Raw genomic sequence first — 16,251 nt, 5'->3', positions numbered from 1 at the left:
TATCACAATAACCAATAGATATCATTCGCTGTAATTTATATGATCAATGAATGAATCCAGTTATTTTAACCCACACTAAAAGAATGTAACCTGCCAAAAGTGCGGTTTGAGCCTCGGTGCTATCCACTTGATGTTCATTAACTATAGACCGACTGTTGAGTCATCACCCCCGTTTCCCGCTGGAGCAAATCATCATGCAGGCCGAAATCCTACTTACGTTAAAACTTCAGCAGCGACTGTTTGCCGATCCGCGACGAATTTCATTACTTAAACAAATACAAAATACAGGATCTATCAGTCAGGGCGCGAAACTCGCCGGAATTAGCTATAAAAGTGCCTGGGATGCCATTAATGAAATGAATACATTGGCAGAGGAAACACTGGTCGAACGCGCGACTGGTGGCAAGGGCGGCGGCGGCACGTTTCTGACCCGTTATGGCGAGAGATTAATTCAACTCTATGATTTACTTGCGATAATTCAGCAAAAAGCATTTGATACTCTGAAAGACGACTCAATGCCGCTGGACAGTTTACTCGCGGCCATTTCTCGTTTTTCACTGCAAACCAGCGCCCGTAATCAATTTTTCGGTACCCTGATTGAACGCGACCACCAGCATGTCCAGCAACACGTCAATATTCTTTTATCTGACGGGAAAACCCGGCTATCTGCGGCGATAACCCAGCAAAGTGCTGACCGACTACAACTGACAACCGGTAAAGAAGTATTAGCACTTATCAAAGCGCCTTGGATAAAACTGGTGACTGACCAGGCGTTGGCGGGTGCAGCCGATAACTCTCTGCCAGGGACGGTAAGCAGTATTGAGCAGGGTAATGAGCACAGCGAAGTTATCCTGACCTTAGCGGGAGGTGCTAGCCTCTGTTCGACACAGAATAACAGTGAACTGCATAAGCTTAATTTACGCGTGGGCAGCCCAGTTATTGCACAGTTCAATGCTGATCGAGTCATTATCGCGACACTTTGCTAAATAATTCAGATTAGTTATTAACCGTGGGCAAGATATTTACCTGTTGACATTTAACCCTATACCACCTATCCCTACACTATTATTACGTTGCAGAATATGGGAAAAGTGATGTCTGAGTTGCAAATATCGCAAGGTTGTTTTCGTCTGAATGACACCAAGACACTCATCTTGCCCGAGCTTTCTATTTCCTCCGGTGTTCAGCAACAACCTGGCGATAGCTGGGCATTTGTCGGTGCCAATGGCAGTGGAAAATCGTCATTGGCCAAAGCCTTATCAGGGGAACTGACCCTGCTTAACGGTAGCCGCCAGAGCAATTTCAACCATATTGTGCGCTTGTCCTTCGAGCAACTCCAACAATTAGTCAGCGAAGAATGGCAGCGTAATAACACCGATTTACTCAGCGTCGATGAAGATGATACCGGGCGTACCACGGCCGAAATCATTCAGGAAGAATGTAGTGACCCGCCGCGTTGCCAACAGTTAGCCGAGCAATTTGGCATCAGCCACTTACTCTCACGCCGTTTTAAGTATCTTTCGACCGGCGAAACCCGCAAAACACTGCTGTGCCGGGCATTAATGCCGCAACCCGACTTGCTGATTCTGGATGAGCCGTTTGACGGTCTGGATGTGGCCGCCCGCGCGCAGTTGGCGGGCATGTTGTCCACACTGTCGGCCCACGGGGTCACACTGGTTTTAGTGCTTAACCGCTTTGATGATATTCCCGATTTTGTGCAACACGTTGGCGTGCTCGCCGATTGTCAATTGACCCATACCGGCCCGCGCCAACAGATCCTTGCCGAAGCTCTGATTGCTCAACTGGCACACAGTGAAAACATTGATGGTTTGTTATTGCCCGAGACGGAAAACCCACAGCAACACACCCGTCCTCCACAAGATAACCCGCTGATTATATTGCGTAATGGGGTAGTTGAATATAATGACCGCCCCATTTTGCATAACCTGAGCTGGCAGGTTAACCCCGGAGAACACTGGCAAATTATCGGCCAGAATGGCGCAGGGAAATCAACTTTACTCAGTCTGATTACTGGCGACCATCCACAAGGTTACAGTAATGATTTGACACTATTTGGCCGCCGCCGTGGCAGCGGGGAAACCATCTGGGATATCAAGCGCCATATCGGTTATGTCAGCAGTAGCTTGCATTTGGACTACCGTGTCAGCACTAACCTGCGTACCGTGATTTTATCCGGCTTTTTCGATTCAATTGGTATTTATCAGGCGGTATCAGACCGCCAGCAGCAGCTTGCCGATCAATGGCTGGCTTTGCTGGGGTTTACCGCCGCAACTGCCGACCAGCCTTTCCACAGTTTATCTTGGGGGCAACAGCGCTTAGCACTGATCGCCAGGGCGCTGGTCAAGCACCCCGCACTATTGATTCTTGATGAGCCGCTACAAGGTTTGGACCCACTCAACCGCTTGTTAGTGCGACGTTTTATTGATGTGATGATCGGCGAGGGGGAAACTCAACTGCTGTTTGTCTCTCACCATGCAGAAGATGCTCCGCAGTGCATTACCCACCGGCTGACCTTTGTTCCCGATGGTGATATTTATCAATATCAGCAGGAGAAATTGCCCCTCTGAATGCGGTTAAAATATTCATATAATTATATTATACTGAAAAATAACAACCTCTTTTCATCCCCATTCTGGGGGTTATTTACAGTCATTTATGCTACTATTCCCGCCGTCAGATATGATTCATGCTGACGGCGGGGATGGTTTCGATTATCTGGTTTAAAATAGTTAGGATTTAACAACTAAAGGGACGATTTATGTGGGGCGTACTTGCTGCATCACTGCTTTTCTTATCAATTAACCGGGTACTTTCCCTGTTTCTTTTGGCTTTATCATTATCTGTAGCCCTTTATCACGGCGTTCTGACCCTACCCTCTGCGGGGTTCTTGCTGCTGACACTGATAGTTGCCCTGCTGCTAAAGAAATACCGCCAACAAAAATGGCTTGCCGCCGGGCTAGAATTGCTCTTAGTACTCGCTGCTATCGCCTTATTCCTGCATCTGGTTCCTGGTTTTAATAACCTAAAAATATTAGATAAAGTCAAGGTTGGGCCGCTCAGTGCCGCCTTTAGCATGTATTACAACCTTGATAAGGCGCTGGTACCCTTTATTTTACTTGCTTGCCTGCCCACCTTGTTTGTTGCGAAAAAGCATCTATCTGTCGGGCGGCTCGGCTGGGTAAGTTTGATTGTTAGTATCCCGGCATTGCTACTGCTGGCGGTCGCCTTAGGTGGTTTGAAAGTTGAAATGCACACGCCAGCATGGGTTGGCTCCTTTGTTATCGCCAACGTGTTTTTTGTGTGTTTGGCCGAAGAAGCACTCTTTCGCGGCTATTTGCAGCAACGCCTAAGCCAATGTGTGGGGAATTATCCCGCGCTGCTGCTCACTGCCCTACTATTCGGTGCTGCGCATATAGCAGGTGGCCCACTATTGATGGTATTTGCCGCATTGGCTGGGGTGATTTATGGTTTGGCGTGGCTATGGAGTGGCCGTTTATGGGTGGCCGTGGCCTTTCATTTTGGCCTGAATTTAATGCATTTGTTGTTCTTTACCTATCCGCTGTATTCCGCTCACTGATTTTTACTGACTATCTTTTGCTGACTACAGCTTTTTACTGACAACAGAATCTTTACTGGCTACAGCCCGGCCCGATGCCATTTTCCCCACGGCATCAGGCCGTGGCTATCACTAACAGTGATATTCCTGCTAAATTTATGGGTGAGAACGCTACCATTTCCCTTCTGTTTATCATGCCCAAAGTTTCTGCATCTTTGTCCATTCTGACTAATTGCCCTGTATTTATACCCTGATAGAGATTAAGCTAAACTAAATTTAAATGTAAACGATTCCATTGTTGAGCGCAGATCACCTTTTCTCACATAATGGCATGCTATCTTTCTGAGACAAAAATGATTCGAGGAGCCTTTATGTACGTTCTGGTAACAGGTGGTAGCGGTTACATTGGTAGCCATACCTGTGTACAGTTGATTGAAGCGGGTTACAAGCCCGTTATTATCGACAACCTTTGCAACAGTAAATCCAGCGTATTAGCTCGGATACATCAATTGACCGGCTACACACCTGAACTTTATCAAGGTGATATCCGTGACCGCGCCCTACTCGACCAAATATTTGCAGCTCATTCTATTCATGCTGTCATTCATTTTGCGGGCTTAAAAGCCGTGGGCGAATCTGTCAGTAAGCCGCTGGAATATTACAATAATAATGTCTTCGGCACCTTAGTGTTGCTGGAAGCGATGCGCGCCGCCGGGATCAAAAACCTTATCTTCAGTTCTTCCGCCACGGTGTATGGCGACCAACCGCAAATTCCTTATGTTGAAAGCTTCCCGACCGGTTTACCTTCCAGCCCATATGGCCGCAGCAAATTAATGGTTGAGCAAATTCTGCAAGATGTTCAATTAGCTGATCCGCAATGGAATATGACTATCTTGCGCTATTTCAACCCGGTGGGAGCGCACCCGTCAGGGCTAATGGGGGAAGACCCACAGGGCATTCCGAACAACTTGATGCCGTTTATTGCGCAGGTTGCAGTAGGCCGCCGTGAATCACTGGCGATATTCGGCGATGACTACCCGACCCCTGATGGCACTGGGGTGCGTGATTATATTCATGTAGTCGACTTAGCTGATGGCCATGTCGCGGCGATGAAAACACTGCACAACCAGCCCGGCGTACACATCTTCAATTTGGGTGCAGGTGTTGGCCACAGTGTTTTACAAGTGGTCGAAGCTTTCAGCAAAGCTTGCGGTAAGCCCCTGGCTTACCATTTTGCACCACGTCGCGCCGGCGATCTCCCAGCTTATTGGGCAGACGCCAGCAAAGCCGCAGAACAGTTGGGCTGGAGAGTCAGCCGCTCACTGGATGAAATGGCCGCTGATACCTGGCGTTGGCAATCACATAATCCTCAGGGCTATCCCGATTAAGGTATTGTTATGACTAATTTTAACCCTGTGGATCATCCACATCGCAGATATAATCCACTAAGCGATCAGTGGGTATTGGTTTCGCCGCATCGGGCCAAGCGCCCATGGCAAGGTCAGCAGGAAGCACCCGCGACTGAGAGTTTACCCGCGCACGATGCTGATTGTTTCTTATGCCCCGGTAATACTCGGGTGACCGGCGACGTCAACCCTGACTACCCGTCAACCTATGTATTCACTAATGACTTTGCCGCGCTCATGCCCGACACCCCCGACGCGCCGCAAAGTGATGATCCGCTGATGCGCAGCCAGAGCGCACGCGGCACCAGCAGGGTTATTTGCTTCTCACCGGATCACAGTAAAACATTGCCGCAACTGACATTACCCGCACTGGAAGATGTCATCCAAACCTGGCAACAACAAAGTGCCGAGTTGGGTAAAATTTACCCTTGGGTACAAGTATTTGAAAATAAAGGCGCGGCCATGGGCTGCTCGAATCCCCATCCGCATGGGCAAATTTGGGCCAATAGCTTCCTGCCCAATGAAGCTGCGCGCGAAGACCGGCTACAACAGCAATATTTCCAAGAACATCAATCACCTATGCTGCTCAATTATGCCGAACGTGAGCGCCGTGACGGCAGCCGGACGGTGGTTGAAACCGAGCATTGGTTAGCCGTGGTGCCCTATTGGGCGGCGTGGCCGTTTGAAACCTTGCTGCTGCCCAAAACCCATGTCCTGCGTTTAGAGGATTTATCCGATGAACAGCGCCGTGATTTGGCTATTGCCCTGAAAAAGCTGACCAGCCGCTACGACAATCTGTTCTCATGCTCTTTCCCTTACTCAATGGGATGGCACGGCGCGCCTTATAACGCAGACAACAACAAACATTGGCAGTTACATGCACATTTTTATCCGCCATTACTGCGCTCTGCGTCAGTACGGAAATTTATGGTGGGTTACGAAATGCTGGCCGAAATCCAGCGCGACCTGACAGCAGAACAGGCGGCTGAACACCTGCGGGCAGTCAGTGATGTTCATTATCGAGAAGCCGGAGTCAAATAATGAGTTTAAAACAGCATACCCAGGCCATTTTCCGCCAACAGTTTGGTCATGAATCGGACATCACCATTAAAGCGCCGGGGCGCGTCAATCTGATTGGCGAACATACCGATTATAACGATGGCTTTGTATTGCCCTGCGCCATTGATTATGAAACCGTGATAAGCATTGGCAAACGCGATGACCGCCAGATTCGTGTCATTGCGGCTGATTATGAAAATCAACAAGACATATTCTCGCTCGATGAGCCAATTGTCCCACATGCGCAATACCGTTGGGCAGATTATGTGCGCGGGGTGATAAAACACTTGCAGCTGCGCCATGCCGATTTTGGTGGGGCAGACTTAGTCATCAGCGGCAATGTCCCACAAGGTGCTGGCCTGAGTTCATCGGCTTCTTTAGAAGTGGCTGTCGGACAGGCGCTGCAATCCCTCTATCAGTTGCCCCTGAGTGGCGTGGAACTGGCGCTCAATGGGCAAGAAGCTGAAAATCAGTTTGTCGGCTGTAACTGCGGCATCATGGATCAGCTGATTTCAGCACTCGGCCAGCAAGACCATGCGCTGCTGATCGACTGCCGCACGCTTGAAACTCGCGCAGTAGCGATGCCCGAAAACGTGGCAGTGGTGATTATCAATTCCAATGTGAAGCGCGGTTTGGTTGATAGCGAATACAACACCCGCCGCGAGCAATGTGAAACCGCAGCGCGCTTCTTTGGGGTTAAAGCCCTGCGCGATGTTGACGCGAAACTGTTCTTCTCTATTCAGGATGAGTTAGACCCGGTGGTAGCTAAACGTGCTCGCCATGTGATTACCGAAAATGAGCGCACTTTGGCAGCGGCGGATGCATTGGCGGCTGGCGATTTGAAATTGATGGGGCAATTGATGCACGAGTCTCATATTTCAATGCGTGATGATTTTGAGATCACAGTTCCGCCGATAGATAGCCTGGTGGATATTGTGAAATCTGTTATTGGGGAACAAGGTGGTGTCCGAATGACTGGCGGTGGTTTTGGCGGCTGCATTGTCGCGCTAATGCCAAACTCGCTGGTCGAGCAAGTTCGTGCGGCTGTCGCGCAGCAATATCCGGCATACAGTGGCGGCAGGACTGAAACCTTTTACGTTTGCCAAGCTTCACAAGGAGCAGGTTTATGCTGAAAAACGACTCTGCATCACCAAGCAGTGTTGACCAGTTAGCACCGGATGGTCACCCCTTTGAATTGACCGAATTACATAATAAAGCGGGCATGAGCGTGACGCTGATGGATTGGGGCGCTACCTGGTTATCAGCAATATTGCCACTAAAAGGGGGCGAAAAACGTGAGTTGCTGCTGGGCTGCCAAACCCCGGCCGATTATCTGCATCAAGCGGCTTATCTCGGCGCGACAGTTGGCCGCTACGCCAACCGCATCGCGAAAGCACAAATCACCGTGGAGGGCGAAATCCTCCATCTGATACCCAATCAAGGCGAGAACCAACTACATGGTGGCCCGGAAGGGTTCCATAACCGGCGCTGGACAAAGGTTAAACAGGATGAAAAACAGGTGACTTATCAACTGTTTTCTCCTGATGGCGATCAGGGTTTCCCCGGTAATCTAACCGCCGAAGTGCAGTATCTGCTGACCGAGGATAATCGCCTGGAGATTCGCTATCAGGCTCAGGTTGATAAAACCTGCCCGGTAAACTTAACCAATCATGCGTACTTTAATCTCGATGGCGAAGGGCGAGACGTGCGGGCACATCGATTACAGCTGTTTGCTGACCGCTATTTACCGGTCGACAGTGATGGGATACCAACCGGCGGACTCGAAAGTGTTGAAAAAACCGGCATGGATTTTCGTCAAGCGAAAACGCTGGCACGCGACTTCCTGCAAGACCGTTGCCAACAGCGGGTTAAGGGCTACGACCATGCCTATCTACTGCATCGCACCTGTGGTGCTACCGAAAGCCCGGCGGCGCACCTGTGGTCGTCTGATAATCAAGTTCAAATGAGCGTTTACACCACCGCACCCGCATTGCAGCTCTATAGCGGTAATTTCCTCGGCGGAACACCCGCACGTAATGGCGGAACCTATGCCAGTTACACTGGCGTCGCTCTGGAAAGTGAATTCTTACCTGATAGCCCTAATCACCCGGAATGGCCACAACCCGATTGCTGGCTAAAGCCGGGGAAAGCCTACCACTCAACCACTGTTTATCACTTTATTGCGCTTTAACTTTATTTCGCTATACGCTGTTAGCATTACCACTCCGGTGGCAATGCTAATGGCATAATATATAACCAAAACCTACCCTTATTGATAAACAGCATCTACGCTTAAGACATCTGTCAGGCGGTCATACTGGCATCTTGCTCGCCCTTTCAGACCCTAACGTTACTGAATAAACAGTGCTTAAATAAAGGGAACTCTTATGCGTCTAACTACCCTATGGTTACTCTCAGCCGGATTACTACTCAGTGCAAATGTGATGGCGGCGGAGACAGCAGTGAAAACACCCTCGCCCGCTCAGGCAGCGCAACAGAAAAAAATGACCGACTGTAATCAGCAAGCTGCGACTCAATCGCTGAAAGGCGATGACCGCAAGAAATTTATGAGCCAATGCTTGAAAGCACAGGTTCATCCAGATGAAAAAGCCCTCACACCACAACAGCAGAAAATGAAAAGTTGTAATGCTGAAGCTGCGACCAAAGCGCTAAAAGGCGATGCACGCAAAACTTTCATGAGCACTTGCCTGAAGAAAGCCGCTTAACTTTATGGGGTCAGTTCAAACCCCGCAATCTATGGGGTATTTACCACCCCATAGATTAATTAGTTATAGCTATAGCAGAATCGATTCGACTCCCTACCTTACGTTCCCTTAAAAAATTGGCTATGGTTAAACACAAACGATTGCTGTCTGTGGCAATCACGCAATATAATGATAATAGTTATCATTGAATAAGTTAGATTGAGGAGTTTGAACTATGGCAGTAACAAAGCTGGTTCTGGTACGTCACGGCGAAAGTCAATGGAACAACGAAAACCGCTTCACCGGTTGGTATGACGTTGACTTGTCTGAGAAAGGTCGTACTGAAGCAAAGGCAGCAGGCAAGCTGTTGAAAGATGAAGGTTTTACTTTTGATTTCGCCTACACCTCAGTATTAAAGCGCGCTATCCATACCTTATGGAGCATTCTGGACGAACTGGATCAGGCTTGGCTACCAACGGAAAAAACGTGGAAGCTGAATGAACGTCATTACGGCGCATTGCAAGGTCTGGATAAATCAGAAACTGCGGCAAAATACGGTGATGACCAAGTCAAACTGTGGCGTCGTGGTTTTGCTATCACCCCTCCAGCACTGGATAAAAGTGATGAGCGCTTCCCAGGCCATGACCCGCGTTATGCAAAATTAACCGATGCAGAGCTGCCAACCACTGAAAGCCTGGCTCTGACGATTGACCGCGTTATCCCTTACTGGGAAGAAGTGATCAAACCACGTATCGCCAGTGGTGAGCGCGTTATCATCGCCGCCCACGGTAACTCACTGCGCGCGCTGGTTAAATATCTGGATAACCTGAATGAAGACGAAATTCTTGAGCTAAATATCCCAACTGGCGTGCCTTTGGTGTATGAGTTTGATGAAAACTTCAAACCAATCAAACACTACTATCTGGGTAATGCTGATGAGATCGCGGCTAAAGCTGCTGCGGTAGCCAATCAGGGTAAAGCGAAGTAATCATTCCTGATTCGTGCCATTAAAAAACCCCCGCGCATCATGGATGCCGGGGGTTTTTATTTGCCAGTGATTGGGAGGAATACCGCCCGAATTCAAAATGACAAGTACGATAGCCGTATTTTACCAGTAGGCGTTATCCGCGTAGGCAGTTTGGACGCGGACAGCGCGCAACAACCGGAGCGTACACAAGTACGTGAGGATTGTGAGCACTGCCCAAATTCAAAATGGCAAGTACGATAGCCGTATTTTACCAGTAGGCGTTATCAGCGTAGGCAGTTTGGACGCGGACAGCGCGCAACAACCGGAGCGTACACAAGTACGTGAGGATTGTGAGCACTGCCCAAATTCAAAATGGCAAGTACGATAGCCTACTAACGGCGTTCTTTCACCGCGTCAGCCAACTGGCGTAGCAACACTTCAGTATCTTCCCAACCAATACACGCATCGGTGACACTTTTGCCGTAAGCCAGTGGTTCGCCACTTTCCAGATTCTGGTTACCTTCTATCAGATGGCTTTCAATCATCACGCCCATAATAGATTTTTCGCCCTGCGCAATCTGGCGACAAACGTCGGTTCCCACTTCCATTTGCTTTTTGAATTGCTTACTGCTGTTAGCATGGCTGAAATCAATCATAATTTGTGGTTCGAGGCCGGCTTTGCTTAAGCCTTCCTTCACCGCCGCCACATGCGCACTGCTGTAATTCGGCTCTTTACCGCCACGCAAAATGATATGGCAATCATCATTACCGGCAGTGTTTACAATCGCCGAATGACCCCATTTAGTCACTGACAGGAAACAGTGTGGCGCGCTGGCAGCATTGATAGCATCAATAGCGACTTTAATGGTGCCGTCGGTGCCATTTTTAAAACCAACCGGGCAAGACAGCCCAGAGGCCAGTTCGCGATGAACTTGTGATTCAGTGGTACGGGCGCCAATAGCCCCCCAGCTCATCAGGTCAGCCAAGTATTGCGGGGTTATCATATCCAAAAACTCACCCGCAGCCGGTAAGCCACTCTCGTTAATGTCTAATAGCAACTTGCGCGCAATACGCAGACCATCATTGATGTCGTAGCTACCATCCATATGCGGATCGTTAATCAGACCTTTCCAACCCACCGTGGTACGCGGTTTTTCAAAATAGACGCGCATCACCACTTCAAGCTCACCTTGTAGCTCTTCACGCAATGTCAGCAAACGGGCCGCATATTCTTTGGCCGCTTGGGTATCGTGAATTGAGCATGGGCCAATCACTACCAGCAAGCGATCATCCTGAGCGCGCAAGATGTTGTGAATAGCAGTACGGGTCTTGGATACCGTCTCTGCTGCATTGTTACTGGCCGGAAACTTCTCTAACAGGGCAACAGGTGGGAGGAGTTCCTTAATTTCATTAATCCGTAGGTCATCATTCAGGTAGTTCATAGCTCTTCCATTAAGTCTTGTGACGATCATCGCACAACGTCTGTCTGTATTAATCTAGTTGAACCAATCTAACGGGTGAATGGGACGCTGTAAATCGACTTTATTGTATTAGGGGCTCAGTACAGATAAACAACGATATAGCTATTATCTATAATACATATCAATCATTGAATGAAATCCTATCAGAGTTAACTTTCTCGTCCTGTTTTCACCTTTTATGGTTAAAGGATAAATATGTCTGCATCATCATTTTTCCCGCAAGACAGCAACAGCAAACGTCTGCTAGTCGCTTTCGCGGTCACCACGGTGTTTATGGTGGCTGAGGCCATTGGTGGCTGGCTATCAGGCTCACTGGCGCTCTTAGCCGATGCCGGGCATATGCTGACGGATTCTGCTGCATTATTTATCGCCTTAATGGCAGTCCATTTTTCGCAGAGGAAGCCGGACTCTCGCCATACCTTTGGTTATTTGCGCCTCACTACGCTGGCTGCTTTTGTTAACGCCGCCGCATTATTATTGATTGTGATGCTGATTTTTTGGGAGGCGGTTCGGCGCTTTTTTACCCCTCATGAAGTGATGGGCGGGCCGATGTTAATCATCGCCATCGCGGGGTTATGCGCGAATATTTTCTGCTTCTGGATACTTCATCGCGGTGAGGAAAAAAAGAATATTAATGTGCGAGCCGCCGCTTTGCATGTCATGGGGGATTTATTAGGTTCAGTCGGGGCTATCGTGGCGGCAGTGGTGATCCTGACCACCGGCTGGACACCAATAGACCCGATTTTGTCAGTATTGGTCTCGGTATTAGTGTTACGCAGTGCCTGGCGGCTGTTGAAAGAAAGTTTTCACGAGCTATTAGAGGGGGCACCGCTAGAGATTGACATCAATAAACTGCGCAAAAATCTCTGCACCAGCATATATGAAGTGCGGGATGTCCATCACGTCCACTTATGGCAAATTGGTGACCAACGGCTGATGACGCTGCATGTGCAAGTGATCCCGCCGCAAGATAATGATGAGTTACTGCAACGCATTCAGCACCATCTGCTGCATCATTATAATATTGGCCATGCCACCATTCAGATGGAATACCAGCACTGCAAAGCACCAGATTGCGGCATTCATCAAGCGGCCAGCGCAGGAGAGCACCATCATCACCATCATTAATAGCCATCAGTCAGGCGCATGCTCTGTAGCACCTCGCCTGACTGACATTTCCATCAACAGCTATTGGGATTAAGTATTAATCACTCTGAGTAGACAGTGGGCGTGAATGATTCCGCGCCGCACTCTTAATCCACAACCAAGAACCATTCAGGGCGATCAGGGTCAGTATTACATACTCCAACGCCATGGCGTAGACGCCCTGATAGGCGAAAATGGCCACACTGATGACATCAATAACCACCCAAATCAGCCAGTTTTCAACATATTTCCGAGTCATCAAAATCATCGCCACAATGGATAAGACCATCATAGTAGAGTCCCAGAATGGGAAAGCATCTGGCTGCAATTCAGGCATTTGGACATTGGCACCCAAGCTTTGCATCACTGTCACTGCCGCGCGGGTCAGCCAGGCAAAGACGGTATCAATATGCAACGTCATCAAAGCGATGCCCGCCACGCAGACGGCACCCCACGCCAATGCTTTCGGCAAAGATAGCCAGCGGATTTTCAATTCAGCTTGGTTATCAGGAGTTTGTTTGCTCCAGGCATACCAACCATAAATATTGGCAACAAAGAAGAACAGCTGTAACAACAAGCTGGCATAAAGTTGAATCTGGAAGAAAATCACCGCAAACAACGTCACGTTTATCAACCCAAACAAGTAGTTGATGATTTTCTCTTTGCTGGCAAACCAGATACACAGCAACCCGAACAGTGTCCCAATCGCCTCTATCCATGAAAGGTCATACCCGCCCGCACCCAGCGGAATATGAACTAATATATTGCTGGTACTGAAGAAATCCATCTGGTGACCCTTTTGCAGTTAATACATCTGTTTTATAGCTGGTGGAGTGAAGGGTTTACCACACCTACGGGCACTCCGGCGACTCACGTCGCTACGACCCGAACGGCACAATTCCCCTTCATTTGGCTTTGCCGTCAGTATGAAATGTTTAGGCATTGCCTTTGATCTGTAACTTCAACTGATTGGCAAAATCCAACATGCGATTTAGCGGTATCAGTGCCTGCTGACGCAATTCTTCATCAACATGTATCTCATGCATTGCTCCACCCTGCTCCAGCCCCTCAGCAATCGCTCTGAGGCCATTCATCGCCATCCACGGACAGTGAGCGCAACTTCTGCATGTCGCACCTTCACCCGCCGTCGGTGCTTCAAACAATTCTTTATCGGGGCAGGCCTGCTGCATCTTGTAAAAAATGCCACGGTCTGTTGCGACGATCAGTTTCTTTTGTGGCAATGTTTTTGCCGCCGTAATTAACTGACTGGTTGAGCCGACAGCATCAGCCATATCGACCACCGCTTGCGGTGACTCTGGGTGAACCAAGACAGCGGCGTCCGGGTGTAAGGCTTTCATTTGGGCCAGCGCCTGGGTTTTAAACTCGTCATGGACGATACAGGCCCCTTGCCAGCACAATACATCCGCGCCACTCTTTTTCTGCACGTAGCTACCCAGATGCTTGTCGGGTGCCCAAATTATCTTCTCGCCCAAGCTATCGAGATGCTCGATTAACTCAACCGCAATACTGGAAGTAACCACCCAATCCGCACGGGCTTTTACTGCCGCCGAGGTATTGGCATACACCACCACGGTGCGGTCAGGATGGCTATCGCAAAACGCCGCAAACTCATCAGCTGGACAGCCTAAATCCAGTGAACATTCAGCATGGAGAGTTGGCATCAATACTTGTTTTTCAGGATTGAGTATTTTGGCCGTTTCCCCCATAAAGCGCACACCGGCGACCAATAAAGTCGATGCCGGATGATTATTGCCAAAGCGCGCCATTTCAAGGGAGTCAGCGACACAACCGCCGGTTTCTTCAGCCAGTGCCTGAATTTCAGGATCGGTATAATAGTGAGCGACTAACACGGCATCGCGTTGCTTCAGCAGTGTTTTGATTTTCTCACGGTAAAAGGCTTTTTGATCCACATCCAATGGGACTGGCCGCGCAGGGAAAGGATAAATAGCCGCATTCACATCAAAAGTTTCGCTCATCGCTCACATCTCTATTGCCAGTTATTCCGGAGCCAGTATATCACTCAGGCCACCAGTAAGATTAGTTTGTTTTTTATCCTAAACAAAATACTCAATATTTAGCGAAAAGTCGCTCAAATTTGTCTGATAATGGCGAAAATGTTTAATAGAGTTAAATATGAGGCAAAAAGTTGAGTGATAGAAAGGATATCAGAGGATTATAGGGGTCTGTTTGGCGTTCTAGAATGAGAAGTATAAATGAGATTGTAGGGGAAAGGTATAACCGGGTGAAAGATAACGTCATAATGGTGGGTCGTGCGGGATGATTCGTCCTGCGGACTCGCCCTTCGGGTCAACGCTAGCGCGTTGCTGTCTCGCTTCGCTCGGCTCGAACCTGAACGCAGGATCTCACCCACACGATACTGTGTAGTATGCGGCTTCTGAGTCTGGGGGGATATTTCGATACTTGAAATAATGGTGGGTCGTGCGGGATGACTCGTCCTGCGGACTCGCCCTTCGGGTCAACGCTAGCGCGTTGCTGTCTCGCTTCGCTCGGCTCGAACCTGAACGCAGGATCTCACCCACACGATGCTGTGTAGTATGCGGCTTCTGAGTCTGGGGGGATATTTCGATACTTGAGATAATGGTGGGTCGTGCGGGATGACTCGTCCTGCGGACTCGCCCTTCGGGTCAACGCTAGCGCGTTGCTGTCTCGCTTCGCTCGGCTCGAACCTGAACGCAGGATCTCACCCACACGATGCTGTGTAGTATGCGGCTTCTGGGTCTGAGGGGATATTTCGATACTTGAGATAATGGTGGGTCGTGCGGGATGACTCGTCCTGCGGACTCGCCCTTCGGGTCAACGCTAGCGCGTTGCTGTCTCGCTTCGCTCGGCTCGAACCTGAACGCAGGATCTCACCCACACGATGCTGTGTAGTATGCGGCTTCTGAGTCTGAGGGGATATTTCGATACTTGAGATAATGGTGGGTCGTGCGGGATTCGAACCTGCGACCAATTGATTAAAAGTCAACTGCTCTACCAACTGAGCTAACGACCCGCTGTAATGCGGTACTTCATAACATAATGGTCGGTCGTGCGGGATTACTCGTCCTGCGGACTCGCCCTTCGGGTCAACGCTAACGCGTTGCTGTCTCGCTTCGCTCGACTCGAACCTTTACGGTTCTCATTCCTACGATTTGATACCCTGATAATTCTTCATAATGGTGGGTCGTGCGGGATTCGAACCTGCGACCAATTGATTAAAAGTCAACTGCTCTACCAACTGAGCTAACGACCCATTATGTTTACTGCTTGATGACAATTCACTGCCAGTCGTGTGGAATAAATCCACTCGAGGTATTTTAGACAAAACAGGAAGAGGAATATCTATGCGATGATTTCAACTTCTTACATTCAAACCAAACTGCGAAAGAATGGTGGGTCGTGCGGGATTCGAACCTGCGACCAATTGATTAAAAGTCAACTGCTCTACCAACTGAGCTAACGACCCGCTGTAATGCGGTACTTCATAACACAATGGTGGGTCGTGCGGGATTACTCGTCCTGCGGACTCGCCTTTCGGGTCAACGCTAACGCGTTGCTGTCTCGCTTCGCTCGACTCGAACCTTTACGGTTCTCATTCCTACGATTTGATACCCTGATAATTCTTCATAATGGTGGGTCGTGCGGGATTCGAACCTGCGACCAATTGATTAAAAGTCAACTGCTCTACCAACTGAGCTAACGACCCATTATGCTTACTGCGAACGATAATTTCCTGTTGCTTTAACGTTTTACAAGTTGTCTTGGCAACGGCGGCATATATTACTAATTTCTCTTCACAGTGCAACTTAAATTTCTGTAAAGACGTCTAACTGCTTGTTCTTCGCTCGCTAAAGCCCAGAAATTAGTCAATAAGACCAATTCCTGGGCT

13 protein-coding genes, 4 tRNA genes and 6 other RNA genes are annotated in these 16,251 nt (G+C 49.0%); 10 read left to right on the top strand and 13 right to left on the bottom strand.

All coding sequences use genetic code 11. The features are described from left to right. The first annotated feature begins 194 nt into the window (after window positions 1-194). The 9 genes from modE (at window position 195) to gpmA (ending at window position 9,735) form a co-directional block, all read left to right on the top strand. Window positions 195-986, top strand: coding sequence for a molybdenum-dependent transcriptional regulator (modE, locus tag OP863_RS06800; protein ID WP_038634588.1), 792 nt, complete (start codon window positions 195-197; stop codon window positions 984-986). A gap of 108 nt (window positions 987-1,094) precedes the next feature. Then, window positions 1,095-2,588 (top strand): molybdate ABC transporter ATP-binding protein ModF, encoded by a 1,494-nt coding sequence (gene modF, locus OP863_RS06795; RefSeq protein WP_265526007.1) that lies wholly within the window; start codon window positions 1,095-1,097, stop codon window positions 2,586-2,588. 191 nt (window positions 2,589-2,779) lie between these two features. Beyond that, a complete protein-coding gene (locus OP863_RS06790) occupies window positions 2,780-3,598 on the top strand; it encodes a CPBP family intramembrane glutamic endopeptidase (RefSeq protein ID WP_145589166.1) in 819 nt (272 codons plus the stop codon). 350 nt (window positions 3,599-3,948) lie between these two features. Next, window positions 3,949-4,965, top strand: coding sequence for a UDP-glucose 4-epimerase GalE (gene galE, locus OP863_RS06785; protein ID WP_145589165.1), 1,017 nt, complete (start codon window positions 3,949-3,951; stop codon window positions 4,963-4,965). A 9-nt stretch (window positions 4,966-4,974) separates the two neighbouring features. Next, window positions 4,975-6,024, top strand: a complete 1,050-nt coding sequence (galT, locus tag OP863_RS06780) for a galactose-1-phosphate uridylyltransferase (RefSeq protein WP_265526006.1) — start codon at window positions 4,975-4,977, stop codon at window positions 6,022-6,024. Continuing rightward, entirely contained in the window at window positions 6,024-7,175 is a 1,152-nt protein-coding gene (galK, locus tag OP863_RS06775; protein WP_145591958.1) for a galactokinase, read from the top strand. Before galT ends, galK begins: the two co-directional genes overlap by 1 nt. Further along, window positions 7,169-8,233, top strand: coding sequence for a galactose-1-epimerase (galM, locus tag OP863_RS06770; protein WP_038634607.1), 1,065 nt, complete (start codon window positions 7,169-7,171; stop codon window positions 8,231-8,233). Before galK ends, galM begins: the two co-directional genes overlap by 7 nt. 196 nt (window positions 8,234-8,429) lie before the next feature. Next, window positions 8,430-8,768 carry a PsiF family protein gene (locus OP863_RS06765; protein ID WP_038634610.1) on the top strand — a complete coding sequence of 113 codons (339 nt, stop codon included), beginning with the start codon at window positions 8,430-8,432 and terminating at the stop codon, window positions 8,766-8,768. 214 nt (window positions 8,769-8,982) lie between these two features. After that, on the top strand, window positions 8,983-9,735 hold the full coding sequence (gene gpmA, locus OP863_RS06760; RefSeq protein WP_004391569.1) for a 2,3-diphosphoglycerate-dependent phosphoglycerate mutase: 753 nt from the start codon (window positions 8,983-8,985) through the stop codon (window positions 9,733-9,735). 371 nt (window positions 9,736-10,106) lie between these two features. Here the strand turns inward: gpmA and aroG are convergent, their stop codons facing one another. Beyond that, on the bottom strand, window positions 10,107-11,156 hold the full coding sequence (aroG, locus tag OP863_RS06755; protein WP_038634613.1) for a 3-deoxy-7-phosphoheptulonate synthase AroG: 1,050 nt from the start codon (window positions 11,154-11,156) through the stop codon (window positions 10,107-10,109). Between the two features lie 234 nt (window positions 11,157-11,390). On the opposite strand from aroG, the gene zitB reads away from it, so the two are divergent. Further along, window positions 11,391-12,323, top strand: a complete 933-nt coding sequence (zitB, locus tag OP863_RS06750; RefSeq protein WP_265526005.1) for a CDF family zinc transporter ZitB — start codon at window positions 11,391-11,393, stop codon at window positions 12,321-12,323. Between the two features lie 76 nt (window positions 12,324-12,399). On the opposite strand, the gene pnuC is transcribed toward zitB, so the two are convergent. The 12 genes from pnuC to OP863_RS06690 all read right to left on the bottom strand — a co-directional run bounded on the left by pnuC (window position 12,400) and on the right by OP863_RS06690 (window position 16,068). Beyond that, the gene (gene pnuC, locus OP863_RS06745; RefSeq protein ID WP_145589162.1) at window positions 12,400-13,128 is read right to left on the bottom strand and encodes a nicotinamide riboside transporter PnuC; all 729 of its coding nucleotides are present in this window, start codon (window positions 13,126-13,128) and stop codon (window positions 12,400-12,402) included. Between the two features lie 148 nt (window positions 13,129-13,276). Continuing rightward, on the bottom strand, window positions 13,277-14,338 hold the full coding sequence (gene nadA / locus OP863_RS06740; protein WP_038634621.1) for a quinolinate synthase NadA: 1,062 nt from the start codon (window positions 14,336-14,338) through the stop codon (window positions 13,277-13,279). A 285-nt stretch (window positions 14,339-14,623) separates the two neighbouring features. After that, window positions 14,624-14,749: non-coding RNA, RtT sRNA (locus OP863_RS06735), on the bottom strand. A gap of 43 nt (window positions 14,750-14,792) precedes the next feature. Beyond that, window positions 14,793-14,918: non-coding RNA, RtT sRNA (locus OP863_RS06730), on the bottom strand. Window positions 14,919-14,961: 43 nt separating this feature from the next. After that, window positions 14,962-15,087: non-coding RNA, RtT sRNA (locus OP863_RS06725), on the bottom strand. A gap of 43 nt (window positions 15,088-15,130) precedes the next feature. Next, a non-coding RNA gene (locus OP863_RS06720) (RtT sRNA) lies at window positions 15,131-15,256 on the bottom strand. A gap of 43 nt (window positions 15,257-15,299) precedes the next feature. Then, a tRNA-Lys gene (locus OP863_RS06715) sits at window positions 15,300-15,375 on the bottom strand. A 27-nt stretch (window positions 15,376-15,402) separates the two neighbouring features. Next, window positions 15,403-15,525, bottom strand: a non-coding RNA gene (locus tag OP863_RS06710) — RtT sRNA. 14 nt (window positions 15,526-15,539) lie between these two features. Continuing rightward, a tRNA-Lys gene (locus OP863_RS06705) sits at window positions 15,540-15,615 on the bottom strand. Window positions 15,616-15,752: 137 nt separating this feature from the next. Next, window positions 15,753-15,828, bottom strand: a tRNA-Lys gene (locus OP863_RS06700). A gap of 27 nt (window positions 15,829-15,855) precedes the next feature. Further along, window positions 15,856-15,978: non-coding RNA, RtT sRNA (locus OP863_RS06695), on the bottom strand. Window positions 15,979-15,992: 14 nt separating this feature from the next. After that, window positions 15,993-16,068, bottom strand: a tRNA-Lys gene (locus OP863_RS06690). Window positions 16,069-16,251: the final 183 nt, after the last annotated feature.

Source organism: Yersinia sp. SCPM-O-B-9106 (C-191), from assembly GCF_026183365.1.
Classification (GTDB): Bacteria; Pseudomonadota; Gammaproteobacteria; order Enterobacterales; family Enterobacteriaceae; genus Yersinia; species Yersinia rochesterensis.
The sequence above is the reverse complement of the archived record's forward strand: the minus strand, read 5'-3'. Positions and strand labels throughout refer to the sequence as shown.

Bases quoted from the DNA above. Each gene is read 5' to 3' on its own strand.
- modE (WP_038634588.1), top strand. From the start codon at position 195: ATGCAGGCCGAAATCCTACTTACGTTAAAACTTCAGCAGCGACTGTTT.
- modF (WP_265526007.1), top strand. From the start codon at position 1,095: ATGTCTGAGTTGCAAATATCGCAAGGTTGTTTTCGTCTGAATGACACC.
- OP863_RS06790 (WP_145589166.1), top strand. From the start codon at position 2,780: ATGTGGGGCGTACTTGCTGCATCACTGCTTTTCTTATCAATTAACCGG.
- galE (WP_145589165.1), top strand. From the start codon at position 3,949: ATGTACGTTCTGGTAACAGGTGGTAGCGGTTACATTGGTAGCCATACC.
- galT (WP_265526006.1), top strand. From the start codon at position 4,975: ATGACTAATTTTAACCCTGTGGATCATCCACATCGCAGATATAATCCA.
- galK (WP_145591958.1), top strand. From the start codon at position 6,024: ATGAGTTTAAAACAGCATACCCAGGCCATTTTCCGCCAACAGTTTGGT.
- galM (WP_038634607.1), top strand. From the start codon at position 7,169: ATGCTGAAAAACGACTCTGCATCACCAAGCAGTGTTGACCAGTTAGCA.
- OP863_RS06765 (WP_038634610.1), top strand. From the start codon at position 8,430: ATGCGTCTAACTACCCTATGGTTACTCTCAGCCGGATTACTACTCAGT.
- gpmA (WP_004391569.1), top strand. From the start codon at position 8,983: ATGGCAGTAACAAAGCTGGTTCTGGTACGTCACGGCGAAAGTCAATGG.
- aroG (WP_038634613.1), bottom strand. From the start codon at position 11,156: ATGAACTACCTGAATGATGACCTACGGATTAATGAAATTAAGGAACTC.
- zitB (WP_265526005.1), top strand. From the start codon at position 11,391: ATGTCTGCATCATCATTTTTCCCGCAAGACAGCAACAGCAAACGTCTG.
- pnuC (WP_145589162.1), bottom strand. From the start codon at position 13,128: ATGGATTTCTTCAGTACCAGCAATATATTAGTTCATATTCCGCTGGGT.
- nadA (WP_038634621.1), bottom strand. From the start codon at position 14,338: ATGAGCGAAACTTTTGATGTGAATGCGGCTATTTATCCTTTCCCTGCG.